Below are 21,625 nucleotides of genomic sequence, written 5' to 3' on the forward strand. Positions count from 1 at the left end.
TCGGAGCGTCGGGGGAGACAAAATGGCAGCCAGCGTCAAAGACGTCGCAGCGCTGGCACGCGTCTCGGTCGGGACGGTGTCTAATGTTCTCAACCGGCCCGACAAAGTGTCGACCGCGACCCTCGAGCGCGTTCAGGCGGCCATCGACGAACTGGGTTTCGTTCGCAATGACGCGGCGCGGCAGCTTCGCGACGGTCGTAGTCGCAGCATCGGGCTGGTCGTTCTCGACGTCCGCAACCCATTCTTCACCGATATTGCTCGAGGCGCCGAGAGTCGAGCTGCCGAGAGCAAACTGTCGGTGCTGTTGGGCAACAGCGACGACGACCCTTCGCGTGAGGCCAACTATCTGGACCTCTTTGAACAGCAGCGGGTCCACGGCGTTCTCATCAGTCCGGTGGGTAACCCGAGAGACCGGCTAACGCGACTTCGTGACCACGGCATTGCGGCGGTTCTTGTCGATCGCCCGAGCGATGGAGCCGACTTCTCATCTGTGTCGGTCGACGACGATGCGGGCGGATACATGGCGGTGCGCCACCTGCTTGACACCGGTCGACGTCGAATTGCTTTCATTGGCGGACCAGCGACGATGCGTCAGGTCTCGGACCGTCTCACGGGTGCCACACGAGCCATCGCGGAGCATCCGGGAGCCACCCTAGAAGTCGTACCCACGACAGCGCTCACCGTGTTTGAGGGTCGGGCAGCCGGTGAGTCGCTGCGCGAGCGTGTTCCCGATGAGCGGCCCGATGCAGTCTTTGCCGCAAACGATCTTCTTGCTGTGGGCGTGCTGCAGGCGTTGGTGATGCTCGGTGAAGTCAGCGTTCCCGACGACATTGCCATCATCGGATACGACGATATCGATTTCTCGTCAGCTGCGGTCGTGCCGTTATCGTCGATTCGACAGCCAAGTGAGCTCATCGGGCTGCGAGCTGTCGAGCTGCTCATCGCCGAAGTCAGCGGTGCCGGCGTCACCGAGCAGATTGTCTTTCAGCCAGAACTCGTCGTACGTGATTCCACACGGCCGCCAGCCTGAACCCTTCGATCGACTGAGGGAAAGCACCATGCGAGCATCCGCCCCTCACCCATGCCATCCGAACTCCGCGGGTAGGATAAAGGCATGGCTGGCGAGCGATTCGAACACCAGCGAGCTAGTAGAGCCGAGGAAGGCATCCGATCAGCTGAGGCGAGGGATCGTCACGCAGACGTCTGCTACTGGTATGAACGGGGCCTCTCTCGACGTGAAATTGCTGACAAGGTTGGGTGCTCTCCGGAGGACGTAGAACGGGCCTTCGAAACCTCTTGAAATCGCAGTGGGTTTAGGTAGGGCAAGAGTGACGGATGCATGGTGTGCTCGTCACCCTGGCGAGCGGTGTCTCGCCCAGGCTCTTGCGGCTTCGGGCACAAGCAATCCCGGCTGTGCGGCTGCATGAAGATCGCGTAGCTGGCGAGCGATAGTGTGTTGGCGTCTACGTTAAGCACGAGATGAAAGCGGTGGCCGACGAGGTCGACGCCGATCCGAGGGAAAGCATCATGTCAGCGCGCTCAGCACTTATCGTCCGAGGCGGATGGGAGGGGCACCATCCCGTCGAAGCGACGAACCTCTTCATTCCGTTCCTTGAAAGCAACGGGTTTGAGGTCAGCATCGAAGACTCCACCGCCGTCTATGCCGATGACGAGGTGATGGCTGACATCGACCTCATTGTGCAGTCGGTAACGATGTCTGAGATCAGCGCAGACGAGGCCGCCGGCCTGCGCAAAGCCGTTGCTGCCGGCACCGGCATGGCCGGCTGGCATGGCGGCATCGCCGACTCATTCCGAGCAGACACCGGCTATCTGCAGCTCATCGGAGGGCAGTTCGCTGCCCACCCGAGCAAACACCCTGACGATGTCGTCGGCGGCGTAGAAGAAGATTCATATCTGCCGCACGTCATTGAGATCAGCGACCTTGGGCGCCAGCATCCCATCACCGCGGGCCTTGATGACTTTTCGCTCACCACCGAGCAGTACTGGGTGCTCAGTGACGACCTCAACGACGTGCTCGCGACAACCACTCACCCTGCGCAGCCGTGGCAGGAGTGGCATCGTCCGCACGTGTCACCCGCGGTGTGGACAAGACAGTGGGGTTCAGGCCGCGTCATGGTGGCGACGCCGGGCCACAACGTCGAGGTTCTGGAAAACCCGAACGTACGCACCATCATTGAACGGGGGATGCTGTGGGCAAGCCGCACCGCATAGGAATCGTCGGACTCGGGGTCATCTCACGTGCGTATCTAGACACGCTGCGTGATGCTCCGGCGATCGCGATCACCGCGGTCGCGGACCTCAACGAAGAGCGCGCGGCGACCGTGGCCGCGACACTGCCGAGCGCGACGGCGATGACGGTCGGTGAGCTGCTGGCCAGCGATCAGGTCGATACCGTGCTCAACTTGACGATTCCGGCAGCGCACGCCGAGATTGCGCTCGCGGCGATCGCCGCGGGTAAGAACGTCTTCGGCGAGAAGCCTCTCGCCGTCACCATGGAAGAAGCGCGCGCCATCATGGACGCCGCTCAGGCAGCGGGTGTGCACGTGGGATCAGCACCCGACACCGTGCTCGGCACGGGAGCCCAGACCGCTCGTGCGGCAATCGATGCTGGTCTCATCGGTCGCCCGATGGCGGCCACCGCGACGATGGTTACTCCGGGGCACGAGGCGTGGCATCCCCATCCGGACTTTTACTACCTGCCCGGCGGTGGACCATTGCTCGACATGGGCCCGTACTACGTGGCGGCGCTCATTCACATGCTGGGCCCCGTGCGATCTGTGGTCGGCTCGGCGAGCAAGCTGCGCGACGAGCGCACGATCGCGACTGGCCCCCGCGCTGGCGAAACTGTTGCCGTCTCGGTGTACACCCACGTCTCGGGAGTGCTCGAGCACGAGAGCGGTGTGCTCACGACGATCACCACGAGCTTCGATGCGCGCGCGACGAAGGCCGCCCATCTTGAGGTGCACGGTGATCTCGCGTCACTTGTCGCGCCCGACCCCAACCAGTTCTCGGGCGACGTGCTCGTCAACGACCCCGTGACAGAGCAGTGGAATCCGCTAGCCGCCTCGGCGGGCTACGTCGATGCCGCGCGCGGGGCAGGTCTGCTCGACTTCGCAGCCGCGATCGCCGAGGGGCGCGAACCTCGAGCGAATGGCGCCATCGCGCTTCACTCGCTCGATGTCATGACAGCGCTGTTGCAGTCCGCTGACACCGGCGCGCGGGTCGAGGTGACATCGAGTGTCGATCGACCCGCAGTCGTGCCGCTGACTGAGAAGTCGGAGTGGCGAGGAGACACCAGTAGCGTGTGAGCATGACACGCAACTGGGCAGGCACACACGATTACGCGGCCGCGCACATCATCCCTGCCGCAAGCGAAGCTGAGGTGCGCCGCGTCGTCGTGTCGACCTCGGGGCCGGTGCATGCGCTTGGCACTCGCCACTCATTCACCGATCTGCCCGACACCACAGGGATTCTGCTCGATCTGTCGGCGCTGAGTGGAAACTTCACGCTGGGCGACGGAACCGTGTGCGTCGCCGCGGGCACCCGCTACGGGGTTCTCGCTACCTGGCTCGATGAGCAGGAGTTGGCGCTGCACAACCTTGGTTCGCTGCCGCATATCTCAGTTGCCGGCGCAACGGCGACGGGAACGCACGGATCAGGCAACGGCAATGGCGTTCTGACGAGTGCTGTGCGCAGCATGCGCTTCATCACATTCGACGGCGAGGTGCGCGAAGTGCGCCGCGGCGAGGCTGACTTCGCAGCTCTCGCTGTCGGCGTCGGTGCGTTTGGTGTCATCGTGTCTTTGGAGCTTGAGACACAGCGGAGCTATCGCATGCGACAAGACATTTACACCGGCGTATCTTGGGATGCTGCGCTCGGCGCATTCGACGATCTCACTGGCGCTGGCTATAGCGTTTCGGTTTTCACCCGCTGGCTGGGCGAGTCAATCGGTGCGGTTTGGGTGAAGACGAGACTCGCCACCGACGGCGCCCCTGTCGCTGGCGCTCTGCTCGATGGGGTGTTGGATCCGCAAGCGGCGCCACTCGGAGAGTTGGCTGACGTCACCGAGATCGGGGGAGTCCCAGGACCGTGGATGCTGCGCCTGCCCCACTTTCGGTTGGATGGCACTCCTTCGTTCGGCGATGAAATCCAAAGCGAGTACTTCGTCGCTCGCGACGATGCTCCCGCGGCGCTCGCTGCCGTTCGTGAGCTCGGGCCGCTCATCGAGCCGCTGTTGTTCGTGAGCGAACTGCGCACTATGTCGGCCGACGAGCTCTGGCTGAGCCCCGCGTATGGCAGGGACAGCCTCGCGATACATTTCACGTGGCGCAATGAGCCCCGAGCCGTGCGGGAAGTCTTGCCGAAGATCGAAGCTGCGCTCGCTCCCTTCGATGCGCGTCCGCATTGGGGCAAGCTGCACGACTTCACTCGAGCAGATATCGAACGGGTTCACCCGCGCGTGGCTGATGCGCGCGCGGTTTTTGAGCGCTGCGATCCTGAAGGGCGTTTCGTCAACGATCATCTCGCTCGCGTCGGTGTGCGCTAGCTTCGCTCGGGCTCTCGCTCGCGATGATCCGTGCGCGAGGTGCTATCCGCGCCCACGGCCAATCGGGTGATCATCGTCGGCAGGCAGGCGAATAGGCGTGGTCTCGGCGATCTGGTCGCTGAACTGCTCGGGAGTGACCACACTCAACGGTCGCGTCTCATCGATCGTGAGGCGGAATCGCTTTTCGTCGTGTCGCCGTAGCCGCCCTGAGGCGAGAAGCCATGTCGCTCCGATGGTGAACGCGGTGAATGCGGCACCCGCGCCGAGAAGGATAGCCATCCGGGGCCCGTACGCATCGGCAACCCAGCCGACGATGGGTGCCCCGATCGGAGTGCCGCCCAGCAAGATCGCCATGTAGAGAGCAAGCACGCGGCCGCGAAGAGCGGGGTCTGTCGTCGTCTGCACATAGCCGTTCGCGGTCGTGAGCATTGTGACGACAGAGAAGCCGGTGAACATGAGCGTGACGGCGTACAGCCAGTACGACGGCATGAACGCCGACACGGTTGCGGCGACGGCGAACATCAGAGTCGCCCCGATCACTACCCTGATGCGAGCCCGATCACGTCGAGCGGCGAGCAGTGCGCCGAAGAGCGACCCGATCGCCAGGATGGAGCTGAGTAGCCCGTATCCGTCTGCATCCTGGCCGAACTCCAGAGCCATGGTCGAAGCGAAGATCGGAAAGTTCATTCCGAACGCACCTATAACGAACACCATGGAGAAGGTGACGATGAGGTCTGGCCGTTTGGCAACGTAGCGAAAGCCGTCTGCCAGCCGCCCTGCGCCGTCGGCACGGGCGCGAGGGATGAGTTCGTCTGCGCGGATCAGGAGTAGCGCTGCGAGCATCGCAAGGAACGTCACAGCGTTGACCATGAAGACCCAGCCCGTGCCGACCGCGACGATGACAATTCCGGCAACGGCGGGACCGATCATTCGCGCACCATTGAAAGATGCGGCGTTGAGCGCGACCGCGTTCGAGGCGTTCTCACGGGTGACGAGGTCGGAGACGAACGCTTGTCGGGCAGGATTGTCGAACGCCGCAACTACGCCGAGTGCGAGTGCGAACGCATACATCACCGGCAGAGTCATAGCGTCGTTGAGAAGCAGCAGACCGATCGTCAGCCCAAGGAGCAACAGCAGTGCCTGTGTGACCAACAGCAGGTGGCGTCGGTCAAAGCGGTCGGCCACGAAGCCAGTGACGCCGACGAGCACGAGGGGCGGGGCGAACTGCAAGCCCATCGTGATGCCCATTGCGCCGGCATCGTTTGCGGTCAGCTCAGTCAACACCACCCAACTGATGGCGGTTGCTTGCATCCACGCGCCGGTGTTCGATACCAGTGCCCCGATGAACCAGACACGGTAGTTGAAGACCGAAAACGAGCGAAACATCGCCGGAGCCTTGCGAGGGGTGGGGCCGGTGATCGGTGTGCGCGTCACCGATCCACCATCCGCTGCATCAGCACCGCAGCAGCGGCGAGCACATCGCGCTCTGTTGCGTCGAGATCATCGAGTGCTTCTTCGACCCAGGCATCTCGGCGGCGCGCAGTCTCTTTGACAACGGCGCGACCTTCGTCGGTGAGCGAAATCACAACTTTGCGGCCGTCAGACTCGTCGGCATTGCGCGAGAGATACCCAGATTTCTCAAGGCAGTTGACCGTGCGATTCATCGCGGGGGGTGAAATGCGTTCCCGCTCGGCGAGCTCGCTCAGAGCGTGATCGCCGAAGGTCCACAACACTGCCAGTACGGCAAACTGTCCGTCACTCATCGAGTCGACGGCCCGCTGGGTGCGCATCCTCCTCGCGAGCCGGAAGGTCGCGATGCGGAGGTTTGAGGCTTCGGAGGCGAGGTCGCCCGAAGCAGGGGCGTCAGGAAGAGGTGTGTGGTTCATCGGTTTACTTAACATAGGTCATTACCCATGTTAAGTAAACTCAATCCACAGGCGGAAGTTCGGTCTTGGAGCTGGTTTCAATCGCATCTTCTTCGGGGCGTTTGGTTGCACCAAGCGAAACGGTTGCGAGCAGGCCGACGGTGAGGAAACCCGCCGCGGTGAACGCGCTCAACTGGGTGCCCAACGAGAATGCGGCGGCCGCGTCTTCGCCAATCTCTTCGGTCTCAGGATCTGCTTCAAGGCCGGCGATCGCCGCACCCGCGCTATCGACGACGGTTGATACGACAGCGTCGCCCTGCTCGCTGGAGATGCCACGGTCGTCGAGTTTGGCGGCGAGTGAGTTCGCGGTGGTGGTGAATAGCACGGTGCCCAAGATCGCGATGCCGAGCGCTGCGCCGACCTGGCGCGCGGTGGACTGAGTGCCCGAGCCCTGACCCGACAGTTCTACCGGTACATCCTGCAGCACCACTCCGGTGAGCTGGGCTGTCGCAAGCCCGACGCCAAAGCCGTAGACGAAGAGCGCTGGCACAAGCCACCCCCACGCAGCATCCGGTGCCACGATGATGCCGATCCATACGATCCCGACAATCTCGGCGACAATTCCGCCTCGCACGATGATCACCGGTCGCATGCGGCCGCTCAACGCACCGGCAAAACCGCTCGCCACGAATGAGCCGCCGGCGAGCGCGAGCAGGATGAATCCCGTTTGCAACGCATCGAAGCCGAGCACGAACTGCAACCACAGCGGCAGCGAAAGAATGATGCCGAACTCGCCGAGCGACACCACCAGGGCGGCAATATTCCCGTTGCGGAATGATCCGATGGAGAAGAGCGAGAGTTCAAGAAGCGTCGACTTGCCGGAACGTGTGCGGCGCACTTCCCACGCCAGGAAGGCAACGAGTGAAAGCGCTGCGATTGCGAACGCGATTGGCACGGGAGAGAGGTCAAACGGCCACTCCACATCGCCGAAGGTGATGGTCTCGTTGGTCGTCCACCACCCATAGGTGCGTCCTTCGATCAGCCCGAACACGAGCGTTCCGAACAGCAAGACCGAGAGCGCGGCGCCAACCGCGTCGAGCTTCGTCTTCGTGGCGGAGCGTGACTCGGCCACAGTCAGCAGCACACCGAAAATGATCAGAACTCCGAGCGGAATGTTGATGCCGAACGCCCACCGCCACGAGAAGTAGGTCGTGAGCCATCCGCCGAGCAGTGGGCCGACGGCAGCCATGCCACCAATGGTCGATCCCCACACGGCAAAGGCGATGCCGCGCTCTTTGCCCCTGAAAGTGGCGTTGATGAGCGAGAGCGTCGTGGGCAGAATCATCGCCCCACCGACACCCTGAATCAGGCGCGCGAAGATCAGCAGCTCTCCCGTGGGCGCGAGGGCTGCCAGTACAGACGAGGCGGCAAAGATCACCACGCCAATGATCAGCATCCGTCTGCGCCCAATGCGGTCAGCAAGGCTGCCGAACAAGAGAAGAAGCGAGGCAAACACAAGGGTGTAGGCCTCCTGCACCCACTGCACCTGTGTCGAGGTGATGTCGAGATCTTCGACAATGGACGGGATCGCGACGTTGACGATCGTCGAATCGACGATGATCAGCGAGACAGCGATACTGATGAAGACGAGGCCGTACCAGCGGCGGGGGTTTGCTTGCGTCACAATTCGCTAGCTTATCTAGCAATATCTGCAGACGCTAGTCAGAGCAATGGTGTTTAGACTTCTCGTCATGCCTGAGTTCATTGATGCGCACGGCATCGCGATCGTTTACGACGTCTACCCCGCCGCGACCGAGCCCCGCGCGGTTGTGCAACTACTTCACGGTGTGGGCGAGCATGCCGGGCGCTATCACGGGGTGATCAACGACCTCGTGGCCAGCGGCTACACGGTGTACGTCAATGACCACCGCGGTCACGGGCGCACTGGCGTGAAGCAGTACGACGGTGACGCATCCAAGCTCGGCCGCCTCGGCGCCGGCGGAATGCCCGCGGCACTTGCCAGTGTGTGGCAGTTCACACAGCTAATTCGCGATGAGAACCCCTCGCTGCCGCTCGTGATTCTCGGGCATTCATGGGGGTCATTCATGGCGCAGATGCTCATCAATCAGCACCCCGAGGCATACGACGCCCTCGTGCTCAGCGGTTCTGCGCTGCGCACCCCCACGTCACTCAACGGCGGTGACCTCAATGCCCGGTGGAAGGCCAAGGGCGCCATGGGCACCGAGTGGTTGTCTGCCGACTTGCGTGTGGGCCAAGACTTTCTCGACGATCCGCTCACGACGAGCACTCCGCTGCTCAAATTGTTCGGTGTTGTGGATGCCGCGCGCTTGTATGGGCGCCCGCGCAAAGACTTGGGCTACGACATTCCCGCCCTGTTGATGGTCGGTCGTGACGACTCAGTCGGCGGACCCAAGAGCGTTCACAAACTCGCTGCCGAGTATCGCGAACGCTCGGGGCTCACAGACGTGACCACCCTTGTCTACCCCGATGCGCGACACGAGATCTTCAACGACTTCGCCAAGGGAGACGTCAACGCCGACTTGATCGCGTGGCTCAACATACGGTTCGTCTCACGCGAGTGATGTTCGCGTAGCGAGCTGAGCGGTCGGCATCGTTAAGCTGAATTCATGCACGGCGAATATAAAGTCCCCGGCGGCAAACTCGTCGTCGTCGATTTGGAAGAGCGCGACGGCCGAATCGCTGACTTTCGGCTCGCGGGAGACTTCTTTCTCGAACCTGATGGCGCGCTCGCAGACATCAATGCCGCGGTCAACGGGCTTAACGCAGAATCCGATGTGACCGCGATCGCGGCCGCCGTGCGCGCTGCCTTGCCCGAGGGGGCACAGCTTCTCGGTTTCACGCCCGAATCGGTGGGTACAGCGGTGCGGCGAGCGCTGGTCACGGCACCGGGGTGGAGCGACTTCGACTGGGAAGTGGTGCACGACAAGCCGGTCTCGCCACGAATGAACCTCGCGCTTGACGAGGTGCTCACCACACGCGTGGGCGCAGGCCTGCGCAAACCCACCCTGCGCATCTGGGAGTGGAACGAGAACGCGGTGGTCATCGGGTCGTTTCAGTCATTGCGCAATGAAGTCGACCCCGAGGGCGCGACGCGGCACGGCTTCGACGTGGTGCGTCGCATTTCTGGTGGTGGAGCGATGCTGATGGCGGCAAACGCCATCGTCACCTATTCGCTGTACGTGCCTGCTGCCCTCGTGCAGGGTATGACGTTCGCAGATTCTTACGCTTTTCTCGACGACTGGGTGCTGCAAGCTCTGCGATCGCTTGGCATCGAAGCCACCTACCAGCCCCTCAACGACATCGCCTCGCCTCAGGGCAAGATCGGCGGTGCTGCGCAGAAACGCCTCGCCAACGGAGGAGTGCTGCACCACGCCACGCTCAGCTACGACATGGACGGTCAGATGATGACCGAAGTGCTGCGCATCGGTCGCGAGAAGCTCAGTGACAAGGGAACGACCTCGGCGGCCAAACGGGTCGACCCATTGCGTCGACAGAGCGGATTGCCGCGCGCAGGAATCATAGACCGCTTCATCGAAACGTTCACCCGCCTCTATGGTGCTGCGCCAGGCTCGATCACAGACGACGAGTACGCCGAAGCCGAAGCGCTGGTTGAGTCGAAGTTCTCAACTGACGCGTGGCTGCGACGGGTTCCGTGAGCGAGCCAACGTCACCCCCAGAGCGTGGCGCGGTCAAGATCTATCACGGTGACAACCTCGAGGTGATCCGAGAGTTGCCCGACGCGGCTTTCACGCTGATCTACTTGGATCCGCCGTTCAACACGGGGCGGCAGCAGACCCGCGCGGTCGAGACCGCGCGCTCGGCGGTCGCAGCCGCGCCTGAGCAAGCTTCACCGCGCGGCGAGCCGCCGATCGTGCGCCGAGGATTCCACGGCCGTGAGTACGAGCGACTGCGCGGCGACCTTCGCACCTATGACGACACCTTTGACGACTACTGGAATTTTCTCGAGCCGCGCCTGATCGAAGCTTGGCGGTTGCTCGCCGATGACGGCACTCTCTACGTGCACCTTGACTACCGCGAGGTGCACTACGCGAAGGTGATGCTCGACGCGCTGTTCGGCCGCGAGAGATTTCTCAACGAGCTCATTTGGGCGTACGACTATGGCGCGAAGACCCGTAAGCGGTGGCCGACGAAACACGACACCATCCTGGTTTACGTCAAGGACCGGTCACGGTATTGGTTCAATTCCGAAGAGGTCGACCGCGAGCCGTATATGGCGCCCGGCCTCGTGACACCAGAGAAAGCTGCACGGGGAAAACTGCCCACCGACGTATGGTGGCACACGATCGTTCCCACCACCGGACGAGAGAAGACGGGCTATCCGACGCAGAAGCCCGAGGGCATCCTGCGGCGAATCGTGCAGGCGTCGACCCGACCAGGCGACAGTGTGCTCGACTTTTTCGCGGGTAGCGGTACGACGGGTGCGGTCGCGTCTGCGCTCGGGCGCAACGCCGTGCTCGTCGACGAGAACCCCGACGCGATCGCGGTGATGCGCCGGCGAATTCCGCATGCAACGGTCACATTTGGGAGCGCTCCCGATATGCTGGCGCGATGCGATTCGGAACCTTCATCCCCCAGGGCTGGCGCCTAGATCTCGTTGACATCGATCCTGCTGACCAGTGGCGGGTGATGGCGACCGTCGCGGCTCGTGCCGACGAAGGGCCGTGGGAATCACTTTGGATCTACGACCATTTCCACACGGTTCCGGTCCCGACCGAGCAAGCCACGCACGAGGCGTGGACGTTGATGGCGGCGTTCGCGGCGTCGACGCGACGGATCCGACTGGGGCAGATGTGCACCTGCGTGGCGTATCGGAACCCCGCATACCTCGCGAAGGTGGCGGCAACCGTTGACGTCATCTCGGGCGGGCGCACCGAGATGGGCATCGGCGCGGGGTGGTACGAGCACGAATGGGAAGCCTACGGCTATGGATTCCCTGCGATTTCTGAACGACTCGGGATGCTGCGCGAAGGCGTCGACATCATGTCGCAGGCGTGGGCAACCGGTCGGGCCTCGCTCGATGGCAAGTACTACCAGGTGAAGGACGCCATCGTGCAACCGACTCCGCTGCAGTCGGGCGGCGTGCCCCTATGGATCGCAGGTGGTGGCGAGAAGGTGACGCTCAAGATCGCCGCGCAATACGCCCAATACACGAACTTCACGGGAACGCTCGAGGAGTTCGACCACAAGAGTGAGGTTCTTCGTGGTCACTGCGACGCGATCAGCCGGGACTTCTCGACGATCACACGCTCCTCGAATTTCAACACGATCGTCGGTGCCACCGAGGCTGAAGCGGTCGAACGTCTGGCCGTGGTGAAAGAACGGTTGCTGCCGCACGTGGGCGAAGAACGCGCAAACGACATCGAGCGTCAGTACTTGGACTCTCCTGGGTTCGGGTCGGTGGAGCAGGTCATCGATCGTCTCGCCGAGCGTGAGCGCCGAGGCCTGGGCTATGCGATTCATTATTTTCCTGAAGCGGCCTACGACACCAGTGGAATTCAGCTGTTTGAGCGCGAGGTTATCGGCGCACTGGCGTGACAGTGTCTCGCCCCGACCTGCGGTTCAGGTCTTGCGGTTGCCGACTTTGCGCCCACGCTCGGTAGCCAGACGGGTGCGCACTTCGCGCGTCGTGGGCCCGCGTCCTCGCAGCATGTAGGCGCTGATGGCCGCAAGACCAACGGGAATCAGGACCGCGGCGAAGAGGTAGCCGACAGCGTGGGTGTCGCTGTATGCGCCCAAGCCGATCGCAACCCACATCGCGGCCATGACGAGCACGACGTAGCCCATCCAACCGGTGCCGAAAGGAGCAGCGAAGCGGCGCCGCGCTGGGCGCTTGCCGCCTGACCACCGCGAACCATCCCAGTACTTGGATCCGCCGGTGCGAGTGTCGGGATACCAGCCAGGGATCGTAGGAACGGGCTCGATCATTTTCTCCTCGTTTCGCAGAAACGCGTACGCGAAAGCCGCTGCGGGCTCACACTAGCCGAGTTGGCGTAGGCCCGGCCGGACCCGGTGCGTGCTCGTCGTGGGCCTGCCGCTACGCTGGGCCGCGTGGACCCCGTCATAACGACACTCATCATTCTCGTGATGGCGATCATCGCGTTCGTGAGCAATCGGGTGCCGCTGGAGATCGTGGCGGTCGGAGTCGCGCTTTCTTTGTGGGCCACGGGCATCCTCACCCTTCCCGAGGCCCTGTCAGGCTTCGGGGATCCCACTGTCATCTTCATCGCGACGCTTTTCATCGTCAGCGAGTCCCTGGATTCATCGGGGGCGATGGCCTGGGCAGGCCAATGGGTGATCGGGCGAGCGGGAACCCAACGCGGCAAGATCGTGGTCGTGATCAGCTTGCTGGTGGCCGTGGTCTCGGCATTCATCAGCATCAACGGTGCCGTCGCCGCGCTGTTGCCACTCGTTGTGGTCGTGGCGGCGCGTGCGGGGATCGCAGCATCCAAACTTCTGATTCCCCTCGCCTTTGCTGCGTCGGCGGGATCGATGCTTACGCTCACGGGCACGCCCGTCAACATTGTCGTGTCAGATCTCGCCGCCTCTAGTGGTGGTCGAGCATTCGGCTATTTCGAGTTTGCGCTGGTCGGCATCCCGTTGTTGATGGGCACTATCGCAATCGTGCTGTTGCTCGGCCCACGGTTGTTGCCTGATCGCCCTGCAGTCGCGGTTCCGGTCGATCTGGTTCGACATGCTCGCCTGCTTCGCAGCCACTACGAAGTCACTCTCGACACCGCAGCGATCATCAACTCCACCGATGGCGTGACCGAGATTGTGGTGCCCCCTCGTTCGCCCTTGATCGGCGAGCGGGTGGCGCCTGGCATGGCCGTTCCAGGCGAAGCTCTGGTGGTGCTGGCAGTGCGTCGCGGAGATGACGCCATCAACGACAAAGAGGTCGTGGTGCGCGCCGGTGACGCGCTGCTGATGCAGGGCACCTGGGATGAGCTCGTGCGCAATTCTGAACGGCCAGGCGTGCTCAGCGTTGACCCGCCGCGCGCTTTGCGTCGGTCGGTGCCCCTGGGTCGAGGCGCACGCCGTGCATTGGTCGTTCTCGCTGGCATGGTGGTACTGCTTGCGACGGGCTGGGTGCCGCCAGCAGTGGCGGGCCTGCTCGCGGTGGGCGTGCTGATTCTCACCCGCACCATCACGTTCCCCCAGGCATATCGCTCGGTGTCGTGGACCACCGTGGTGCTGATCGCTGGCATGATGCCACTTGCGACCGCCGTCACCGTGACCGGCACTGCGGACCTCGTCGCCGACTCGCTCATCAACTGGCTGGGCGGCGCGAACCCGTATCTTTCGCTGCTGGTGCTTTGCCTGCTGACGCTCGTGCTCGGTCAGCTCATCAGCAATATGGCGACCGTGCTGATCGTTGCGCCGATCGCGGTCGCGCTGGCTGGCATTCTCGATCTGTCGGTTATGCCCTACATGATGGCGCTCACGGTCGCGGGAGCGGCTGCGTTCTTCACACCCATCGCCACCCCCGCCAACCTCATGGTGATGGAACCCGGCGGATACCGATTTGGCGACTACTGGAAGCTAGGGCTTCCGCTCGCTGTCTTCTTCATCGCGATGGCTGTGCTCTACGTGCCACTCATCTGGCCGTTCTAGCCGAGATCTTCACCTGTCGTCGGGTCCCATGCCTGGCACGCGCTTTCGTAGTCGCGCATCGACAGGTCGGCGTATGCGCGCGACCACGCCACGATTGCTGCGCTCGCCGACTCGGGGCTGCCGATATATCCCACCACGCGCCCCGCGGTGAAGCTCTGGGCGTGTGAGCGTCCGAGTACGGCTGCGCAGCCAAGCACGTAGTCGTGAAAAGCCTCATAAGAGAGCCCCTCCAGCTCAATGGAGCCTTTCATGTCGTGGAACTGCCGCACGTAGTAGTCGCGATTCGGTCCCCCGAGGTACCCCAGGAACGGGTCGGAGACGGCCTGCAGAATGCGCTGCAGGCCGACGACGCGAAAACCGTACCCATGCTCGGCGACACCTCGCGCAAGACGTTCGGGTTGCGTCATCTTGCCGTGCAGACTCAGCACCGATTCGCCCGCTTCTTTGATCTGCAAGACAATCGCGTCATCGTCAGCGCCTGTGAGAAGCTGCAGATAACAACGGGTGCCGACACTTCCCACGCCGACCACACGGCGCGCCAGGTCTTTCGGAAGGTACTGCGACAGCACGATGTCGATGTCGATTGGCACGCTCTCGCGATACTGCCGAAAGAGGTAGCCGACTTCGTGGGTAGAGTGCGCGATGCCGCCAGCAGCCTCCGCCTCGTCGAGAGTGATTCGCTTCATCGTTGGCGGCTGTTCGCGAAATCTCAGCGTGCCATCTTCAGCATGTTCGGTGAGTCGGTCCAGCGCCCGTGATCCGGTTCGCCGTTCGGCTGCCGCGATGGCTGCTTTTGCCGCGCGTTTGCCCTGCTTGCTCATGCGCTGGTTGGCGAATTCGCTGTTGAGGTGCATGAAATAGCGTTCCAGCGCACTCATGCTGTTGCTCGCGCGCAGCGAACTGACGTAGGCGCGCACCGCGGCATCCGCCGTGACTGTGACAAGGTCTTCGTCATAGTCGGCGTGCCGACCGCCGATGACAACGCTCGTCACTAGTCGCTTCACGTCCCACTCCCACGGAGCGATCGCTGCTTCGTCGAAGTCGTTGAGATCGAAGACCAATCGGCGCTCCGGCGAGGCATAGAACCCGAAGTTGCTGATGTGCGCATCCCCGCAGGCAGCGACGGGAATGTTTGAGCTGGGCGCGTCGGCGAGGTCGGCAGCCATCAGCCCTGCCGTGCCCCGATAGAACGCAAAGGGATTCGCGAGCATGCGCTGCATGCGCAACGGGACGAGTTCCGCGACGCGGTCAGCGTTCTGCTCGCGCAGGTGAGCGACCGCATCGCGGTGGGGCACTTCCGTCAACTCGCCGAGCGAGCGTCGTGGCACCGCTTTGCGCTGTTTATGTCCGAGCGCGCGAGCGTCAGCGCGGGAGATTATCGGCAGATCCCACGCGGGACGAAGATCATGAACGGCCATGATCAGATCATGGCCGACAACGAGTGCTTCCGCCACAATTCGCCGCGGGCGCTCACTAAGAGAAGTCGGCAGCCACAGCGTTGCGGTGGTATTCGAAGATGATGCTCGTGCGAGTGGATGCGACACTCGGTCGCGCAGAAAGATGATCAACGACAAAACGACGCACCGCTGAAGAGTCTTGTACCGCGATGTGCACCAAGAAGTCATCGCTTCCGCCGACGAAGAAGAGCTGGATCACCTCGGGGAGGCTTCTCACCTCGTCGGTAAACAGCCCGATGTTCTCTTGACGAGCACCTGGGCGCAGCGTTACCCCGATCATCGCCTGCAGTCCTCTGCCCAAAGCGGCGTAGTTCTGTGCCGCGTGCACTCCGGTGATGAGCTTTCTGTCGATCAACGCGCGCACACGGGTATGGGCGGTTGACGGCGCGACGTTGAGCGATGAAGCGATATGGGCGATAGTCGCCCGCCCGTCGGCCGAGAGGATCTCAATGATGCGTTCATCCAAGTCGGTGAGCTCATTCGGCATGGCGACGATCCTTCATGCTGCACTGCCCTGCTACGGTCGGCAACGACTATTCTTTGGGAAATGGGTACATTCTGTGACGAATCTATCAATAACTGGCTAACACTCGAATGAATCTGGCAATGTGGGCGCTCTCAACACAACGAAAGAGTGTCCATGCGCATTGGCATCCCCACTGAGATCAAGAACAACGAGAACCGCGTCGGAATGACACCCGCTGGCGTAGACACACTCGTGCAGGCCGGTCACAAGCTGATCATTCAGTCGGGCGCGGGGCTCGGCAGCAATATCACTGACGAGAGTTTTCGCGCCGCGGGGGCGGAAATCGTCGACACTGCTGACGAGACGTGGGCACGCGCCGAAATGGTGGTGAAGGTCAAAGAACCCATCGCTGCCGAGTACGCCAGGCTCCGCTCAGATTTGACCCTCTTCACCTACCTGCACTTGGCGGCGGACCGACCGCTCACTGAGGCGTTGATGACGGCGGGGACGACAGCGATCGCATACGAAACAGTGCAGACGCCAGACCGGGCACTGCCCCTGCTCGCGCCGATGAGCGAGGTGGCCGGGCGACTGTCAATCGTGGTCGGCTCGCACGCTCTGCTGAAAGCGAAGGGGGGACGCGGAATGCTCATGGGCGGCGTTCCCGGCACACCGAAAGCAAAGGTGCTGGTGATCGGCGGGGGCGTTGCTGGCGAGCATGCAGCAGCAAACGCGCTAGGCCTCGGGGCAGACGTCGCGATCGTCGATGTGTCCTTGCCGCGACTGCGCCAACTCGAAACCCGTTTTGGCGGTGCGGTGCAGACTCGTGCCTCAACGCGGTACGAGATCGCTGAGCAGCTGGCCGACGCAGATCTGGTGATTGGATCGGTACTGATCCCGGGCGCGGCGGCCCCCAAGCTCGTCACGCAAGAAATGGTCAAAGCGATGAAGCCGGGTTCGGTGCTGGTAGACATCGCTATCGACCAGGGCGGATGCTTCGAGGGATCACGCCCAACGACGCACGACGACCCGACGTTCGCCGTGCATGATTCGCTGTACTACTGCGTTGCCAATATGCCCGGCGCTGTGCCGCACACTTCAACCCGTGCGCTCAGCAACGCCACGTTGCCCTACATTGCGTCGATCGCGAATCACGGATGGGACGCGGCTGCTGAACGCAACCCGGCGCTCGCACTGGGGCTCAACGTTCGAGATGGCGTCGTGACCAACGCGGGAGTGAGGGCCGCGCTGGGCCTGTAGAAACGACGAACGCGCTGGATCCGGTGAGTGAGATCCAGCGCGTTTATCGCCACGTCAGGTTACAGACGGTTCGAGGCCTCGGTGAGCACGCTGCGAAGGATCTGCTCGATTTCGGTGAACTCGGCCGGACCTATCGTCAGCGGCGGCGCCAGCTGGATCACGGGGTCGCCACGGTCGTCAGCACGGCAATAGAGTCCGGCGTCGAACAGCGCCTTGGAGAGGAATCCGCGCAGCAGTCTTTCGGACTCGTCGTCGTTGAAGGTCTCTTTCGTCGCCTTGTCTTTGACGAGTTCGATTCCGAAGAAGTAACCATCGCCGCGAACATCGCCGACGATGGGAAGATCGGTGAGCTTCTCGAGTTCAGAACGGAAGATCGGCGAGTTCTCTCGAACGCGTTCGAGCAGCCCCTCTTCTTCGAAGATGTCGAGGTTCTCCAGTGCCACAGCGGCGGAGACGGGGTGCCCGCCGAACGTGTAGCCGTGATAAAAAGCGGTGTCGCCGTGCGCGAACGGTTCGTAGATTTTGTCGCTCACTACCGTTCCGCCCAGCGGCGAGTAGCCGCTGGTGACGGCCTTCGCGAAGGTGATCATGTCGGGTTTGTAGCCGTATGCATCGCAGGCGAACATGTGGCCGACTCGTCCGAAGGCGCAGATAACTTCATCTGAGACGAGCAATACGTCGTATTTGTCGCAGATTTCGCGCACTCGTTGAAAGTAGCCGGGGGGAGGGGGGAAGCATCCACCCGAGTTCTGCACCGGCTCAAGGAACACCGCGGCAACAGTGTCGGGGCCCTCGAACTGGATCATCTCCTCGATGCGGTCGGCCGCCCAGACTCCGAACTCTTCGAGACTTTCCGTCGGGCCGCCCATCTCAGCGGCGCGATAGAAGTTCGTGTTCGGCACGCGGAACCCACCGGGGGTGACGGGCTCGAACATCGACTTCATTGCCGGAATGCCCGTGATCGCCAGTGCGCCTTGCGGGGTGCCGTGGTAAGCGACGGCGCGTGAGATGACCTTGTGCTTGGTGGGCTGGCCTTGCAGCTTCCAGTAGTACTTCGCGAGCTTGAACGCTGTTTCAACAGCTTCGCCGCCGCCGGTGGAGAAGAAGACCTTGTTCAGGTCTCCGGGGGCGTAGCTCGCGATGCGGTCAGCGAGTTCAATGGCGGCTGGATGCGCGTACGACCAGATTGGAAAGAATGCCAACTGCTCGGCTTGTTTGGCCGCGGCTTGTGCGAGGCGCTTGCGCCCGTGACCCGCGGCGACGACGAACAGACCAGAAAGGCCGTCGATGTACTTCTTGCCTTGCGAGTCCCAAATGTGGTGCCCCTCGCCCTTGGTGATGATGGGGACTCCCGGTCCCTCCGTCATCACCGACTGGCGCGCGAAGTGCATCCATAGATGGTCTTTCGCCATCTCCTGCAGTTCTGACTCGGTGCGCGCGGCGCGCTCGGACGATGTCGACATGGAAACTCCGCTCTAGGCCTTCTGATCGACATTACTCGTGAGCGGCTCCGCGAGGCCACGCCGGTTCGTCCGATTCAGAGGCCGCGAGCGGCGGACCGTCCGGCGAAGATGCGGGCGCAGGATACGTCCCCAGTTCTCGCATCCTGCGCCCGCAGGTTCAGGCGGCGCCAACCGGTGCTGTTGCGGATCACATCCACTCTGGCTGTGTTGCGAGATCGGCGCGATAGACCTAGGTCTATAGCCGAGAGAAGACTGCGCGAAGATAGTGGTCACAACGGTGAAAGCGAGGGGCATGCGAGCGCAGCAGGGGCAAGCGGCGCCGCGCGTTGCGCGTGCAGCATCCTTCGTTCGAGCTCTCTTGCTGATTGGGCTGATCGGCACGCTTGGGGGGCTCCTCGAGCTGGTGCTGGTCCTTCCCGGTTCTGAGTTTCCCGGCGTGCTGGTGCTCTACACCGTGGTGTTCTGGGTGTACCTCGCGGCTGGGCTGGTCGCGTGGTACCGGCGGCCCAGCAACCCGATGGCTGCCCTGATTCTGGCGGGTGCCCTGGTGGTGTACCTCTCCAACCTCCGCAACGCCTCGCCGCCGATATTGGTGGGGATCGGGCTGGTTTTCACCACCACGATCTTGGCGGTGATCGTTCACCTGCTACTCGCCTTTCCCTCTGGGCGACTCGGAAGCAACGCTGCACGCGTGGTTGTTGCCGGTGCCTACTTCGTTGCCGTAGTGCTGCAGGCGCCGCTGTACCTCGCGACGTCTGAGACGGTGCTCGAGACGGCCATCATTACGCAGCGCCTATGCGGGTTCACCGTGATGGGAGCAACGTCGTTGATGCTCGCATTGCGCGTGCGGGCGGCTGATCCTGCGCACCGAAGGGTGCTCTTGCCGCTGTTCTCCTACGGAATGTTTGTGGTGCTTGGCGTCCCGTTCGCGACGTTGCTGTTCGATGGGTTTGCGCCACCGACGCGCGAAGTGGTGCAACTGGTGTTGCTGACGGGCGTCCCGATTGCTTTTGTGTTCGGGATGCTGCGCGGTGGCTTCACGCACGTGGGAGAACTCGCTGATCTGGGGGTGTGGTTGAGCGTCGATGTGGCAGCAGACTCACTTCAAGACGCGCTGGCACTGACTCTCGGAGATGACACCGTGCGCCTGGGGCTTCGCGGCGGCGCCCCGGGAGAGTTCGTTGACGAGGCCGGGGAGACGGTGAACGTCGTCGGCCGTGCCCAAGGACGAGAGGTTGTTGAAGTCACTGTGGCGGGTGAGAGTGTCGCCGTCATCGAGTACGACTCCCGCATGAATGGCAACGCTGAGCATGTGCGCAGAGCGGGGCAGGTGCTCGCCGTGGCGCTCGATCGCACGCGACTCTCAGCGGAGCTTCTGAGGAGTCAACGGGAGTTGCGCGAGTCCCGAACGCGCATCGTTGAAGCGGCAGATCTGGAACGACTGCGCATAGCCCAAGACCTGCATGATGGGTTGCAGGTTCAATTGGTTTTGCTGGCTCTCGAAGCCCAACAGATTGCGGGTATTGCTGACTCATCGCCGTCGACCAAGTCTGCTGCCACCACACTGCGCAAGCGCATCGATGCCGCGGCGGCAGACCTTCGACGGCTGGTCCACGACGTCTTGCCACTGACGCTGACCGAGCGAGGTCTGAGCGATGCCGTTGAAGACCTCGTTGATCGCATGCCGATCCCCACCGCGCTTGAGGTGCACCCACCCGATCTGCATTTGTCTGAGCCGGTAAGCAACACGGCATACTTTGTGGTCGCTGAAGCCCTTGCCAATACGGTCAAGCATGCTGATGCTGCATCGGCGAGGGTGAGCCTTGTGCAGACCGCGGGCGCGCTCCACATTCACGTGAGCGACAGCGGTCGAGGTGGCGTGATTGTCGAAGGGCGTGGGCTGCGTGGGCTTGCCGATCGGGTCGACGCGCTCGGTGGAACTGTGAATCTTCGTTCACCCGATGGCGGGGGAATGGCCCTTACCGTGGAGCTGCCATGCGAGTTGTGATTGCCGAAGATGAAGCACTGCTCAGGCAGGGTCTCGACCTGGTCTTGGCGCAGGACGGCTTCGACGTCGTAGCGACCGTCGCCGACGCCGCACAGCTCGATGTTGCGGTCGCTCGGCATGAGCCTGAGCTCGTTGTCACCGACATCCGTATGCCGCCGACGTTCACCGACGAAGGGCTCGCGGCAGCGGTGCGCATCCGGACCCGCTGGCCGCAGACCGCTGTCGTTGTGCTCTCGCAGCACGTGCAACGCCGCTACGCCGAAGAGCTGCTCGGGGATGGGCGTGGCGGCGTGGGCTATTTGCTCAAACAGCGCATCGCTGACGTTGACACCTTCACCCAAGACCTGTGGCGAGTGGCAGCCGGGGGCACCGCGCTCGATCCCGATGTGGTGGAGATTCTGGTCTCTCGTGCTCGAATGCTGGGAGGCGGGGTGGATCGTCTCACGCAACGCCAGCGGGAGGTGCTCGCTCTGATGGCTGAGGGGCGCAGCAACGCATGGATCGCTGCGAGTCTCGGCTGCTCAGAGAAAGCAGTGGTGCAGCACACATCTCGTATCTACGACGCCCTCGGGCTTCCTGTCGATGCCGATGATCACCGGCGGGTGCTCGCGGTACTGCACTACCTCACCGAGTGACCATCCTCGGACTCGCGCCGCTCGGTAAAGCGCTGAACGCACTCGAGTAGCTCAGCTCCTTCGCCGCCGATCCCTCTCGATGGATAGCAGCGGTCAATTTGGTGACGCGGACGCGAAAACCGGTCCTTATCGTGAAGGCGAAGGAGTGCGTCGCGCCAACCCCTGATGCAAATAAATCTTGACAAACAACAAACAGGGTCTCTACTCTCGCAATAGCAGGCAATCGTCGC

Annotated in this window: 19 protein-coding genes; 12 read left to right on the top strand and 7 right to left on the bottom strand. The window is 62.7% G+C overall.

Features of this window, described 5'->3' with window-relative positions; all coding sequences use genetic code 11:
- Window positions 1-22 precede the first annotated feature (22 nt).
- From AB0O81_RS09920 to AB0O81_RS09935, 4 genes are all read left to right on the top strand, one after another.
- Complete coding sequence (locus AB0O81_RS09920; protein ID WP_363583756.1) at window positions 23-1,030, top strand: LacI family DNA-binding transcriptional regulator; 1,008 nt, start codon at window positions 23-25, stop codon at window positions 1,028-1,030.
- A gap of 497 nt (window positions 1,031-1,527) precedes the next feature.
- On the top strand, window positions 1,528-2,232 hold the full coding sequence (locus AB0O81_RS09925; RefSeq protein WP_363583947.1) for a ThuA domain-containing protein: 705 nt from the start codon (window positions 1,528-1,530) through the stop codon (window positions 2,230-2,232).
- Window positions 2,211-3,329 carry a Gfo/Idh/MocA family oxidoreductase gene (locus AB0O81_RS09930; RefSeq protein WP_363583758.1) on the top strand — a complete coding sequence of 373 codons (1,119 nt, stop codon included), beginning with the start codon at window positions 2,211-2,213 and terminating at the stop codon, window positions 3,327-3,329. Before AB0O81_RS09925 ends, AB0O81_RS09930 begins: the two co-directional genes overlap by 22 nt.
- Window positions 3,330-3,331: 2 nt before the next feature.
- Entirely contained in the window at window positions 3,332-4,567 is a 1,236-nt protein-coding gene (locus AB0O81_RS09935) for a D-arabinono-1,4-lactone oxidase (protein ID WP_363583760.1), read from the top strand.
- Between the two features lie 42 nt (window positions 4,568-4,609).
- On the opposite strand, the gene AB0O81_RS09940 is transcribed toward AB0O81_RS09935, so the two are convergent.
- The 3 genes from AB0O81_RS09940 to AB0O81_RS09950 are packed head-to-tail and all read right to left on the bottom strand — an operon-like array spanning window position 4,610 to window position 8,116.
- Entirely contained in the window at window positions 4,610-5,953 is a 1,344-nt protein-coding gene (locus AB0O81_RS09940) for an MFS transporter (RefSeq protein ID WP_363583949.1), read from the bottom strand.
- Between the two features lie 44 nt (window positions 5,954-5,997).
- Window positions 5,998-6,453: a MarR family transcriptional regulator gene (locus AB0O81_RS09945; protein ID WP_363583762.1), complete on the bottom strand. Its 456-nt coding sequence runs from the start codon at window positions 6,451-6,453 to the stop codon at window positions 5,998-6,000.
- Between the two features lie 40 nt (window positions 6,454-6,493).
- Entirely contained in the window at window positions 6,494-8,116 is a 1,623-nt protein-coding gene (locus tag AB0O81_RS09950) for a DHA2 family efflux MFS transporter permease subunit (protein ID WP_363583764.1), read from the bottom strand.
- A gap of 67 nt (window positions 8,117-8,183) precedes the next feature.
- On the opposite strand from AB0O81_RS09950, the gene AB0O81_RS09955 reads away from it, so the two are divergent.
- From AB0O81_RS09955 to AB0O81_RS09970, 4 genes are read left to right on the top strand one after another with little or no spacing between them, the layout of a single operon-like run.
- On the top strand, window positions 8,184-9,035 hold the full coding sequence (locus AB0O81_RS09955) for an alpha/beta fold hydrolase (RefSeq protein WP_363583766.1): 852 nt from the start codon (window positions 8,184-8,186) through the stop codon (window positions 9,033-9,035).
- 45 nt (window positions 9,036-9,080) lie between these two features.
- Entirely contained in the window at window positions 9,081-10,130 is a 1,050-nt protein-coding gene (locus tag AB0O81_RS09960) for a biotin/lipoate A/B protein ligase family protein (RefSeq protein WP_363583768.1), read from the top strand.
- The gene (locus AB0O81_RS09965) at window positions 10,127-11,083 is read left to right on the top strand and encodes a DNA methyltransferase (RefSeq protein WP_363583770.1); all 957 of its coding nucleotides are present in this window, start codon (window positions 10,127-10,129) and stop codon (window positions 11,081-11,083) included. Before AB0O81_RS09960 ends, AB0O81_RS09965 begins: the two co-directional genes overlap by 4 nt.
- A complete protein-coding gene (locus AB0O81_RS09970) occupies window positions 11,044-12,030 on the top strand; it encodes an LLM class F420-dependent oxidoreductase (RefSeq protein WP_363583771.1) in 987 nt (328 codons plus the stop codon). The genes AB0O81_RS09965 and AB0O81_RS09970 overlap by 40 nt, the downstream gene beginning before the upstream one ends.
- A 24-nt stretch (window positions 12,031-12,054) precedes the next feature.
- Here AB0O81_RS09970 and AB0O81_RS09975 read toward each other — a convergent pair whose 3' ends face one another.
- Window positions 12,055-12,420 (bottom strand): DUF2510 domain-containing protein, encoded by a 366-nt coding sequence (locus AB0O81_RS09975; protein WP_363583773.1) that lies wholly within the window; start codon window positions 12,418-12,420, stop codon window positions 12,055-12,057.
- Between the two features lie 123 nt (window positions 12,421-12,543).
- Here AB0O81_RS09975 and AB0O81_RS09980 point away from each other — a divergent pair, with 123 nt between their 5' ends.
- Entirely contained in the window at window positions 12,544-14,106 is a 1,563-nt protein-coding gene (locus tag AB0O81_RS09980) for an SLC13 family permease (protein WP_363583775.1), read from the top strand.
- Here AB0O81_RS09980 and AB0O81_RS09985 read toward each other — a convergent pair.
- Both AB0O81_RS09985 and AB0O81_RS09990 read right to left on the bottom strand, forming a co-directional pair.
- Complete coding sequence (locus tag AB0O81_RS09985) at window positions 14,103-15,524, bottom strand: DUF2252 domain-containing protein (RefSeq protein ID WP_363583777.1); 1,422 nt, start codon at window positions 15,522-15,524, stop codon at window positions 14,103-14,105. The genes AB0O81_RS09980 and AB0O81_RS09985 overlap by 4 nt on opposite strands.
- Before the next feature lie 55 nt (window positions 15,525-15,579).
- A complete protein-coding gene (locus AB0O81_RS09990) occupies window positions 15,580-16,050 on the bottom strand; it encodes an Lrp/AsnC family transcriptional regulator (RefSeq protein ID WP_363583779.1) in 471 nt (156 codons plus the stop codon).
- 153 nt (window positions 16,051-16,203) lie between these two features.
- Between AB0O81_RS09990 and ald the strand changes: the two genes are divergently transcribed.
- On the top strand, window positions 16,204-17,289 hold the full coding sequence (gene ald / locus AB0O81_RS09995; protein ID WP_363583781.1) for an alanine dehydrogenase: 1,086 nt from the start codon (window positions 16,204-16,206) through the stop codon (window positions 17,287-17,289).
- Window positions 17,290-17,348: 59 nt separating this feature from the next.
- Here the strand turns inward: ald and AB0O81_RS10000 are convergent, their stop codons facing one another.
- Entirely contained in the window at window positions 17,349-18,752 is a 1,404-nt protein-coding gene (locus AB0O81_RS10000) for an aspartate aminotransferase family protein (protein ID WP_363583783.1), read from the bottom strand.
- Between the two features lie 292 nt (window positions 18,753-19,044).
- Here AB0O81_RS10000 and AB0O81_RS10005 point away from each other — a divergent pair, with 292 nt between their 5' ends.
- Window positions 19,045-20,760 carry a histidine kinase gene (locus tag AB0O81_RS10005; RefSeq protein ID WP_363583785.1) on the top strand — a complete coding sequence of 572 codons (1,716 nt, stop codon included), beginning with the start codon at window positions 19,045-19,047 and terminating at the stop codon, window positions 20,758-20,760.
- Window positions 20,748-21,395, top strand: a complete 648-nt coding sequence (locus AB0O81_RS10010; RefSeq protein ID WP_363583787.1) for a response regulator transcription factor — start codon at window positions 20,748-20,750, stop codon at window positions 21,393-21,395. The genes AB0O81_RS10005 and AB0O81_RS10010 overlap by 13 nt, the downstream gene beginning before the upstream one ends.
- The last annotated feature ends 230 nt before the right edge of the window (window positions 21,396-21,625 follow it).

Origin of the sequence: Microbacterium sp. NPDC076911, assembly GCF_040687125.1 — a bacterium.
In the GTDB taxonomy this organism is placed as follows: domain Bacteria; phylum Actinomycetota; class Actinomycetes; order Actinomycetales; family Microbacteriaceae; genus Microbacterium.

What these genes read in the sequence shown, in the direction of transcription:
- AB0O81_RS09920 (WP_363583756.1), top strand. Translation starts at nt 23, where the DNA reads ATGGCAGCCAGCGTCAAAGACGTCGCAGCGCTGGCACGCGTCTCGGTC.
- AB0O81_RS09925 (WP_363583947.1), top strand. Translation starts at nt 1,528, where the DNA reads ATGTCAGCGCGCTCAGCACTTATCGTCCGAGGCGGATGGGAGGGGCAC.
- AB0O81_RS09935 (WP_363583760.1), top strand. Translation starts at nt 3,332, where the DNA reads ATGACACGCAACTGGGCAGGCACACACGATTACGCGGCCGCGCACATC.
- AB0O81_RS09940 (WP_363583949.1), bottom strand. Translation starts at nt 5,953, where the DNA reads ATGTTTCGCTCGTTTTCGGTCTTCAACTACCGTGTCTGGTTCATCGGG.
- AB0O81_RS09945 (WP_363583762.1), bottom strand. Translation starts at nt 6,453, where the DNA reads ATGAACCACACACCTCTTCCTGACGCCCCTGCTTCGGGCGACCTCGCC.
- AB0O81_RS09955 (WP_363583766.1), top strand. Translation starts at nt 8,184, where the DNA reads ATGCCTGAGTTCATTGATGCGCACGGCATCGCGATCGTTTACGACGTC.
- AB0O81_RS09960 (WP_363583768.1), top strand. Translation starts at nt 9,081, where the DNA reads ATGCACGGCGAATATAAAGTCCCCGGCGGCAAACTCGTCGTCGTCGAT.
- AB0O81_RS09970 (WP_363583771.1), top strand. Translation starts at nt 11,044, where the DNA reads ATGCGATTCGGAACCTTCATCCCCCAGGGCTGGCGCCTAGATCTCGTT.
- AB0O81_RS09975 (WP_363583773.1), bottom strand. Translation starts at nt 12,420, where the DNA reads ATGATCGAGCCCGTTCCTACGATCCCTGGCTGGTATCCCGACACTCGC.
- AB0O81_RS09985 (WP_363583777.1), bottom strand. Translation starts at nt 15,524, where the DNA reads ATGGCCGTTCATGATCTTCGTCCCGCGTGGGATCTGCCGATAATCTCC.
- AB0O81_RS09990 (WP_363583779.1), bottom strand. Translation starts at nt 16,050, where the DNA reads ATGCCGAATGAGCTCACCGACTTGGATGAACGCATCATTGAGATCCTC.
- ald (WP_363583781.1), top strand. Translation starts at nt 16,204, where the DNA reads ATGCGCATTGGCATCCCCACTGAGATCAAGAACAACGAGAACCGCGTC.
- AB0O81_RS10000 (WP_363583783.1), bottom strand. Translation starts at nt 18,752, where the DNA reads ATGTCGACATCGTCCGAGCGCGCCGCGCGCACCGAGTCAGAACTGCAG.
- AB0O81_RS10005 (WP_363583785.1), top strand. Translation starts at nt 19,045, where the DNA reads ATGCGAGCGCAGCAGGGGCAAGCGGCGCCGCGCGTTGCGCGTGCAGCA.
- AB0O81_RS10010 (WP_363583787.1), top strand. Translation starts at nt 20,748, where the DNA reads ATGCGAGTTGTGATTGCCGAAGATGAAGCACTGCTCAGGCAGGGTCTC.